At 67.6% G+C, this 9,528-nt stretch carries 7 protein-coding genes; 1 reads left to right on the forward strand and 6 read right to left on the reverse strand.

The genetic code is table 11. From position 1 onward, the window contains the following. Positions 1-2,783 (reverse strand): (Fe-S)-binding protein (locus NA4_RS35650; RefSeq protein WP_067480053.1); only part of this gene is annotated, 2,783 nt, incomplete at its 3' end. Positions 2,784-3,243: 460 nt separating this feature from the next. Here NA4_RS35650 and NA4_RS35655 point away from each other — a divergent pair. Continuing rightward, positions 3,244-3,975 (forward strand): DUF8020 domain-containing protein, encoded by a 732-nt coding sequence (locus tag NA4_RS35655; protein ID WP_067480055.1) that lies wholly within the window; start codon positions 3,244-3,246, stop codon positions 3,973-3,975. A 104-nt stretch (positions 3,976-4,079) separates the two neighbouring features. Here the strand turns inward: NA4_RS35655 and NA4_RS35660 are convergent, their stop codons facing one another. The 5 genes from NA4_RS35660 to NA4_RS43005 form a co-directional block, all read right to left on the reverse strand. Next, a complete protein-coding gene (locus tag NA4_RS35660) occupies positions 4,080-4,967 on the reverse strand; it encodes an NRDE family protein (protein ID WP_067480066.1) in 888 nt (295 codons plus the stop codon). Positions 4,968-5,105: 138 nt separating this feature from the next. Continuing rightward, on the reverse strand, positions 5,106-6,368 hold the full coding sequence (locus tag NA4_RS35665; protein ID WP_245671745.1) for a S1 family peptidase: 1,263 nt from the start codon (positions 6,366-6,368) through the stop codon (positions 5,106-5,108). Positions 6,369-6,543: 175 nt separating this feature from the next. Beyond that, positions 6,544-7,902, reverse strand: coding sequence for a S1 family peptidase (locus NA4_RS35670; protein WP_067480059.1), 1,359 nt, complete (start codon positions 7,900-7,902; stop codon positions 6,544-6,546). Between the two features lie 163 nt (positions 7,903-8,065). Further along, the gene (locus NA4_RS35675; protein ID WP_067480062.1) at positions 8,066-9,163 is read right to left on the reverse strand and encodes an Hsp70 family protein; all 1,098 of its coding nucleotides are present in this window, start codon (positions 9,161-9,163) and stop codon (positions 8,066-8,068) included. A 47-nt stretch (positions 9,164-9,210) separates the two neighbouring features. Further along, positions 9,211-9,528: response regulator transcription factor (locus tag NA4_RS43005; RefSeq protein WP_245671746.1), on the reverse strand; the 318-nt coding region annotated here is incomplete at its 5' end.

Below are 9,528 nucleotides of genomic sequence, written 5' to 3' on the forward strand. Positions count from 1 at the left end.
GGCTCGGCCGCCGGAGCTTTAGCGCCGGGCGCCTTGGCGGCACCCTTCATAGCGAGACCCTTGACCGGCTTGGTCGCGGCCGCCTCGGCCGCAGGTGCGGATTCGGTGGCAGGGGCAGCGGCCTTGGTGCCGGGCGCCTTGGCGGCGCCCTTCATCCCGAGACCCTTGACCGGCTTGGAGGTTGAAGTCTCGGTTGCCGGAGTTTCGGTCGTGGCTCCGGCGGCGGCCTTCGCGCCCGGTGCCTTCGCGCCGCCCTTCATCCCCAGACCGCCGGGCGCCTTCGCGGGGCCCTTCATGGCCAGGCCCTTGGCCGGCTTGGCCGGAGCCTCGGTCGCGGCGGCCTCGGTCACGGATTCGGCGGCGGGAGCCACGGCAGCTTTGGCGCCGGGCGCCTTGGCAGCGCCCTTCATCCCGAGACCGCCGCCGGGTGCCTTGGCCGGACCATTCATCGCCAGGCCACCGCCGGACGGCGCCGCCTTGGCGGGCGCAGGGGATTCGGCTGCCGGGACGGGTTCCGGTTCCGGTTCTGGCTCGGCAGCGGGCGCCTTCGGCTCCTGGATGACGGAGAGGTTCTCGGTCAGCACCGACGGCTCGACGCGCTCGATGGCGTCCAGCATCAGCTGCGCGACGTCCACCACCTCGACGCCTTCACCCTCGCCCTTCTCCTGGCGGGCGGTGACGCCGTCGGTGAGCATCACGCGGCAGAACGGGCAGCCGGTGGCGATCTTCGCCGGTGAGGTGGTCAGCGCCTCGTCGACCCGGTCGATGTTGATGCGCTTGCCGAGCTGCTCTTCCATCCACATACGCGCGCCACCGGCGCCACAGCACATGGACCGCTCGCCGTGCCGCGGCATCTCGACCAGCTTCGAGCCGGAGGCCGCCATCAGCTCACGTGGTGCGTTGTAGACCTTGTTGTGCCGGCCCAGGTAGCAAGGGTCGTGGTAGGTGACGTTCTGCGACACCGGCGCCACCGGAATGAGCTGCTTCTGGCGCACCAGGCGGTTGAGCAGCTGGGTGTGGTGGACGACCTCGTAGCTGCCGCCGACCTGCGGGTACTCGTTGTTCAGCGCGTTGAAGCAGTGCGCGCACGTGACGACGATCTTCTTCTTGCGCTGCTCGACGCCCTCGAACACCGAGTTCAGCAGCTCGATGTTCTGCTGCGCCAGCTGCTGGAACAGGAACTCGTTGCCGGCGCGGCGCGCCGAGTCGCCGGTGCAGGTCTCCTCGGCGCCGAGCACCATGAACTTCACGCCCGCGGTGGCCAGCAGCTCCGCGACCGCCTTGGTGGTCTTCTTGGCACGGTCCTCGTAGGCGCCGGCGCAGCCGACCCAGAACAGGTACTCGTAGCCGTCGAAGCTGTCGGCGTCCTGGCCGAAGACGGGGATCTGGAAGTCGAGTTCGTTGATCCAGTTCAGCCGGTCCTTGGCGTTCTGGCCCCAGGGGTTGCCCTTGTTCTCCAGATTCTTGAACAGACCGGCGAGCTCGGACGGGAACTCCGACTCGATCAGCACCTGGTAGCGGCGCATATCGATGATGTGGTCGACGTGCTCGATGTCCACCGGGCACTGCTCGACGCACGCGCCGCAGGTGGTGCAGCTCCACAGCACCTCGGGATCGATGATGCCGTTGACCTCGGCGTCACCGACCAGGGGACGCTCCGCCTCGGCCTTGGCCGCCTCGGAGATCTTGGCCAGCTTCGCTTCGTTCGGGTTGCCCTCGGCGTCCACCAAGCCGACCTCGTCGCCGCCCATGTCCTTGCGGCCGCCGGCCAGCAGGTACGGGGCCTTGGCGTAGCCGTGGTCGCGCAGTGACATGATCAGCAGCTTCGGCGACAGCGGCTTGCCGGTGTTCCAGGCAGGGCACTGCGACTGGCAGCGGCCGCACTCGGTGCAGGTGGTGAAGTCCAGCCAGCCCTTCCAGGAGAAGTCCTCGATCCGGCCCGCGCCGAAGGTGTCGGTGTCCGGGTCGGCGGTCTCCATGTCGACCGGCTTGCCCTTCGACATCATCGGCTTGGCCGCGCCCAGCGCGACGTCGCCGTCGTCCTCGCGCTTGAAGTAGATGTTCGGGAATGCCGAGAACCGGTGCCAGGCCACGCCCCAGGTGATGTTGCGGCCGACGTAGTAAAGGAACGCCATACCCGACATCAGCTTGATGAAGGCGAAGATCGACACCATCACCGGGCTGGCGGGCAGCAGCTTCGCTACCTGCATGGTGAAGAAGTCGGTCGCGGCGTCGGAGTGGTGGTAGGTCGCGATCTTCCCGGCCTTGACGAAGATCATGCCGAGGCCTTCGAGCAGCACGATGGCCTCGATGACGTAGGCGGGACCGAACTTGGAGCCGCTGAACCGGGAGAGCCGCTCCGGCACCCGCGGATGGTTGAGCTGACGCAGGATGATCAGCGTGAGGATGCCGACCACGGTGCCGATGCCGAGGATTTCGTCCCACAGGTGGTAGACCGCCAGGTCACCGATGATCGGCCAGTGGAACGTCGGGTCGAACGTCTGCCCGTACGCCTCGAACCACAGCATGAAGCCGCCGAGGAAGCCGATCATCACCAGCCAGTGCGCCCAGCCGACGGTGCGGAATTTGTTCATCCGCGTATGCGCGAGAAACTCCACGAGCATCTGCTTGAAGCGCGGGAAGAAGGGCCGCCAACGATCCGGCGCGGGCTGTCCGATCATGATGGCGCGCGCGATATTGCGGACGCCGCCGATGAACGACGCCCAACACAGGAGGCTGAGCGCCGCCCCAATCGTGCCCAGCGTCACTGTCAGGGCATTCATGTCGCGACCTTTCTTTAGAGGCACCACGAGCGCGGCCGGTCTGTTACCGCCTCGGTTGGCTCGTATCCTAACTGGCAGTAAGTTACCCGCCAGTAACAACCCCGTCCATCGTACGATCGGCGTTTGGGCTAATAACCCCACATGCTGGGGCTTGACCCATTATTTACCTGTGATCAATGTCACAGGATGATTGCCGCCTGTCTTTCCGCTGGTCCGGTGACCATCACGGTAACGGCGAAGCATTCCGCCCGGTCGGTAAGGATTGGCTTACTCCCCATGGCTGATAAGGCATCTCGCTTAAAACGCCCTATTCCATTAGGCTCACGACGTTCTGATAGCTGTGCCCGTCTTCACACCGCTCGGGGAGGATCCGGAGCCGACCACCCGGATTTGATGGAAAGAGCTCTCGCGTGCTGAAGGTCAGCCGGTGACGACGACCTGATGATGGATTGGAAACTGAATGAAACTCCGCAGAACCACCGCGGCGGCTGCGATGGTCATCGGTGCGATGACCATCGGTCTGGGGACGGCTCATGCCGACGAGCCAGCCCCTGCGCAGGCCGATCCCGGTGTTCTCTACTCGGTCAAGCTGGTCGATAAGACCGTTGTCGCGGCGCTCAGGGGAGGAACCTTCTCGGTGACCGAGAAGGAAGGCGCCACCGTCGACGAGCCGAAGACCTCGTTCGCCAACGTGCACGACGACAAGGGCAACACCCTCGTCTCGTTCCCGTTGAACGTCGATGTCGACGGCAAACTGGTGCCGGTCAAGGCCGACGTCACGAAGGACGGCACCGTTCTCGAGGTCACCCCCGAACGCCCGGCCGACCTCGTGGTCTCCGACAAGCCGGTCGTCGCGAAGCCGGTGGTGGCCAAGGACATTGCCTCGCCGATCGAGAATCAGCGTGCGCAGAACGAGTTCGCCAGCAACTTCGGCATCGCCACGGCTGTCGGTGGGTTCATCGGCACCGCGATCGGTGCGGTTGTCGGCTGCATCTTCGGTCTTCCGCTGTTCGGCGTCGGCTGCCTCGCGGGTCTGCCGATCGGCGCGGGCATCGGCGGCATTCTCGGCACCGTCGCGGTCGGTGGGCCGACGCTGGTTGCCGCGGGCATCGAATTGCTGAACACCCTGCAGGCGCCGGACGGCACCACCAAGTGGGCTGAGAAGCCGGTTGCGGCTCAGCAGCCCAACTGATCTTTCGATTCGAAACGGCGAGTGGCCCGTTCTCTCCGGAGAGCGGGCCACTCGCCGTTTTCCGGGCATGATCAGGCCTGGGTGGCAGAACGAGGCCGCCGTCGTCACCCGGTCAGATCGAGCAGGCCTCGGACGACCACCTCACCTAGTTCCTCGCCCAATCTGCCGAACGAGCGCTCGACCATCTCGAACATGCCGTCCTCGCGCACCAGGAGAACCGTGCTCGCCCTGGTGCCGTGCACGGTGTTCGCGATGAATCTGGCCGAGAGCGCTCGTTCCATCTCGTACGGAACTCCGGTATGCGGTAACGCCTCATCCGGTGCCTCGGTGCGATCGGCGAGGACGTCGAAGTAGCGGTCCACCGCACCGGGATCGCAGCGCACGACCTCGCGCAGCTCGGTCATACCGGTCCGCACTTTGGGCCAGATGGGCTGTGGAGCGGCCAGATCCGCGCCGGGCCGGGTTATACCGGCGGAAGCGACGAATGTGCCGTTGGAGAGGCCGTGGAGGCCAGGAGCCAGCTCGCTCGGCTCCGCGGCGCTGCGGTTGGAATGCCACCACAGCGCGCGCAGGTCGGAGACCACCAGGTTGTAGCCGTTGTAGTCGTCGGGCGCCGCCGCGGTATCGAGCACGTATTTTTCCGGCCCGGGAAATTCTCCGGCCGGGTGGCGGTCCGAGGCGCCGCGCAGGAAATCCACCAGCAACGCGCCACGAGATCGGGCGTCGATGCGCTGGTCGTTGGGGTTACGCACATTGGTGACCGCGGCGAAGCGATTGTTGCCCTGCGGCTGCGCGGTGAGGCCGAGCCACGTGCCAGGAGGTTCGCCCTCAGCCCGGCCGACGGCCCCGGTGTCGCGTCCGGCGATCAGGCCGGGCACTTCCGGCCACCGCCGCATGGACTCGGTCGGCCGGGTGTAGAACTCATCCCGGTTGGCGGCGACGATCAACCGGTATTCCGGATGGGCGCGCCAGCCGATCAGCACCAAACACATGCAGTCCAGAATGCCCGACCGGCGCGGCACCCGGCGCGGCGTTTCCCGCACCGAAGGCCGCGTATGGGCAGTGGAACGGACCGAAGACGGCGAAAAGGCCGACAGCCCAACGGCTGCCGGCCTTTTCGCGTCCTGCTGTCAGTTGGTGCGCACGCGGAGCCCGGGGTTGTCCGAGAGCACGACGTGCACCGGCTGCGCGAACAGCTGCGGCACGTTACCCGTGAGCGCGCCGATGATGTTCGGGATCTCGCAGATCGGGTAGTCGGCCACCGACGACGCGCTGGAGATGCCCAGAGCCAGCCTTCCGGTCACGATCGGACCGCCGCTGTCGCCGGGCAGCGCGCAGATGTTGGCCGAGAAACTCTGGGTGAGTTCCCGCTCGCCGACCTGCACGGTCTGGTCGACGGCGTTGACCACGCCGCAGCTGAAGCCGGTGCGCGCACCGGACTTGCACACCGGAGCGCCGACGACCGGAGTCGCCACGCCCTCGATCGGGATCGGCGCCACGCCGGGCGCGCGGACGCCGTTGTTGGCGAAGCGGTCCTTGGACTGGTCGTTGATCCGCACGATCGAGTAGTCCTGCTCACCGAGCACCGACTTCTGGAACACGCCCAGCTGGGCGCCGGCCCGGTCGCCGTTCAGCTCGTAGACGCCTGCGGCGTTGCCGGTGCCGGCCGAATCGAGGTCCGGATTGCAGTGCCCCGCGGTGATGTTCACCGTATTGCCGTTGCGGTCGGTGCCGTTGAAGCCGAGCGAGCAGCGCAGCGAGCTGCGTCCGGCGATCGAGGCGAAGCCGTCGCCGCCCGCGAGTGGACCGCGCGCCTCTCCGGCGATCTCATCCGCCTGCAGGGTGGCCTGCTCACCGGCCACTGGCGGGGCCATCACGATGACGCGCGCCGGATCGATGAAGTTCGGCATCGGCAGGCCCGCCTGGTCGACGCGCACCGCGATGCTGTTGTTGACGGTGTCGACCACCGCACCGCGCACCAGCGACTGCACCGCCTCCGGCTGACCCTCCAGCCAGCGCTCGAACGCGCTCTTCTCACCGCGCAGGGCGGCCTCGCTCTTGGCTACGTTGCGTACCTCGAAGCCGGCCGACTCGGCCGCCTTTCTGGCCTCGTCGGCGCCGGGCCCCTGAGCCAGGGCCACGACCGCCTTACCCGCCCCGTCGAGCCAGGAACCGGCGAACACGGACGGGTACTGCCGCTGGGCGGAGGTGGCGAACGCGGCCACCTCCTGGGCGACTTCCGCGCGGTGCAGATACTCGTCGGGCGAGATCTTCAGATCGCGGACCACGGCGGCCACCAGTTCGGCGGGCAGGCCGGGCGCCTGATCGGGCTGAGCCGTCGCTACTGCCGCGGTGGGGCCGAACAGCAGGATCGCCGCCGAGGCGGCGATCACTGTTTTTCGGATTCCGGTCTGTCGCGCAGCTGATCGAGGAGGTCCTATACGTGGCAGGAGCATGAGCAGACTATATGGGGTTCTGCCCGGTATGCCTACTCATGTTGTGTTCTTGGTTGTCTCGATAGCCCATCGACCGACGATATGTCTGTCGCCACATGCGTGGAGGGTGAATTCAGCCTGCGTTCGGCCGGGTTCGCACCGCGATGCCGCTACCGATTCCGTCACCGGAAGAGGCGTCGATATCGGCCAGGATCGCCCGGATCGGAATGCCGAGCGAGGCGGTGCCGCCGTACTGCGCCAAGCCGATGTTGGCCTCGTTGCAGTTCGGCGCGTCCGCGGCGTTGGAACCGCTGGTGATGCCGAGCGCCAGCGTGCCGGACACGATCGCCCCGCCGCTGTCCCCGCCGAGCGTGCACGCCGAACTGGCGAACCCGCGCACGGTCTTGCTCTCGCCGTCCGCGGTGTAGAGCTGGGTCTCCACCCGGTCGGCCACGACGAAACCGCAGGTGAACGTGGAGGACTGGCCCGACTTGCATACCGGTGCCCCGGTGATCGGGTCGGCGGTGCCGGTGATCCACAGTGTGGTGCCGTTGGCGCCGCGCACCGAGGGCTGATCCATGCCCGCCCGCACCGCGCGCTCGTTCAGCTTGATCACCGAGTAGTCCAGCGCGGCCGGGCCACCCAGCGATGCGCGCACGAAGGTGCCCAGTTCGGGGCTGGCCGGAATGTCGCGCACGTTGGGGAAGTAGACGGTGGCTTCCTGGTTGCCCTTGCCCAGGTTCGGATCGCAGTGGCCCGCACTGATGTTCAGCGCGTTGCCCGCCGCGTCGATGCTGTTGAACCCGAACGAGCAGACATCGACCGCCTGCAGCGACGCGTCGTGCAGCGAACCGGGAGTGCTGATGTAGGTGTCGCCACCCATCGGCCTGCGCTCGACCGGGCCACCGCCGTTCGGCGACAGGATGACCTTGATGTTCGCCAGCAGGGTCGGCAGATTGAGCAGGTGGCCGACGGGGGTGTTCGCGACGCTGAGCACCAGTTGGCTGTTCAGGAAGTCGATCGCCACCGAGTTGATCACCTGGGAAATATCCCGCGGCAAATCGCTGATCCACTGGTTGACCTGCACCAGCGACCCCTCCAGGTTGTCCGCCGAGACCGGAGCCAGCCTGGTCTGGTAACCGTCGGCCGCGGCGATCTTGGCGGCGTCCAGCGAGGTGACGGCGACGACGGGCTTGCCGTCGGCGCCGATCCAGGCGCCCGCGTAGGAATCCGGTCGCTCCGAACGGAAGTCGCGAGCGTAGTCACGCAGCTGCTGGGCACGCGCGGCGCGGTCCAGGTACTCCGTCGGGGTCATATGCAGATCGCGTGCGATGGCCTGCACCAGTTCCGGTGGCAAATTGTCCGCGGCGAGCTGTGCGGGGGCCTCGGGTACCGCCGACGCTGTCGTTGTGCCGAACAAGGGAGCCAGGAGAACGGTCGAGGCGATGGCGACAGCTTTGACCGCGGCGCGACGCGCCACCAACTTGCGCATGAAGTCCCTTCGTCGGCACGCACGTGCCAGCTAAATCTGTGGCCATGGACGTAATCCGTTGGCACACAGCCTTCGTCCAGCAACTGACCGCTGTGGCGAAATTCATCCGACAACAGGGTCAGCGCAACACTCTAGGCCACAAACCCGCAAAGGGCGCGACTAATCACCGACTACCCGGTATTCCCATTCCGGGGATGGTCGGGATGGGCGGTAGCTGCTGGTACGGGTTGCGGGTGGTCGTGGTGGTCCGCGTCGTCGAGGAAGGGGTGGTGGGTGGCGTCGTTGTGGGCGGTTCGGTGGTCGTCGGGGTGGTCGGCTCGGGCGTTGTCGTCTCGGGGATCACCACGGGCGGCTCGGGTTCCTCGGTGGTGGTGGGCACGGTGGACGACACGACCGATGGGGTCGGCGCAAGGGCGGGCACCGACGTCTGCTCGGACTTGGCGTCGGGCAGCGGCGGCACCGGCGTGCGGTCGCCGTCGCGGAGCAGGATGGCGACCACGATGCCGCCGAGTACCAGCCCGAGTGCCGCGGCCCCGGCGACCAGCAGTGGCGTCCGCTTCTGGTTCTTCGCGGGAGCTGGCGCCTGCGCGTCTTTCTCGGGCGAGACCGGTTCGGTGGTCGCGACGGGTCCGGCGATCGGGATGGCCGCCGAATACGCCTGCAGTGGCGCGTCGGCGGCGGACACCGCGGGGATGACGATGGTGTCCACCGTCGAGTTCTCCGCGGTCGACGGGTCCGGCGGCGTGGCCCCGGCCGGAGTGGCGAGCACGGCCGCCAAGGCCCCGCGCGCCGCGTCGTGGGCGAAGGAGCTTCCGTACGCGCCGGTTTCGGCGCTGGGCAACTCACCCTCGCTGACCAGTAGCACCGAGCGGAGGCCGAGGTAGTCCAGCGCGTCGCGCAGCGAACGTACGTGTTCGGCGGGCCAGTGCGCCGGATGCGTCGCGTAGAACTCTGCCGGACCGCTCAGATGTTCGGCGGCCAGGTTGATCAGGCAGAACAGGGCGGTCGCGACCAGATCCTCGGCGCGGTACGCCTCGCCCTCGTCGACCGAGATGCCGGTCGGATCGCCGACGGCGCGCACGAATCCGGTGATCGAGTGGGAGTGCCCGGCGGGCGCGGGACCGCCGAGGACGGTGTCGCCGTCGTCGGACATGTGCAGGACGGACTCTCGGACGATGTACCGCGGTTCCTCGTCGCCGTCGGTGACGATGACCGCAGTGCACTCGTCCTCTGCGATGCGCAGGCCGACCCCAGTGGCCATCCTCTTCTACCTCGCTTCGGCGTTCCCGCTGACGGAACCGCACCCGGTCACACCAGAAGCGAGCCGTGTCCCATGGCGCGGAGCATCGACAATAACTCCGAACGGGAGCGGGCACCGACCCGGCGTCGAATGCGGGCGACGTGGTGCTCGACCGTCTTGGCGGAAATGTACAGGCGCGCGCCGATTTCCCGATAGGTGAGTCCGAGCAGGACGAGCTCGGCCACTTCGCGTTCGCGTTCGCTGAGGATCGTGGCCTGCGGCTTCGCCGGTGGCGTCGCGGCCGTGTCGCCGTTGTCAGCGGCGGCGGGAGCGGACGGGCGCGGCGGCATCTCCTGCGGACGGGCCTCGGCGCGGACCGTGCGGGC

The sequence above is a fragment of the Nocardia amamiensis NBRC 102102 genome, assembly GCF_001612745.1.
In the GTDB taxonomy this organism is placed as follows: Bacteria; Actinomycetota; Actinomycetes; order Mycobacteriales; family Mycobacteriaceae; genus Nocardia; species Nocardia amamiensis.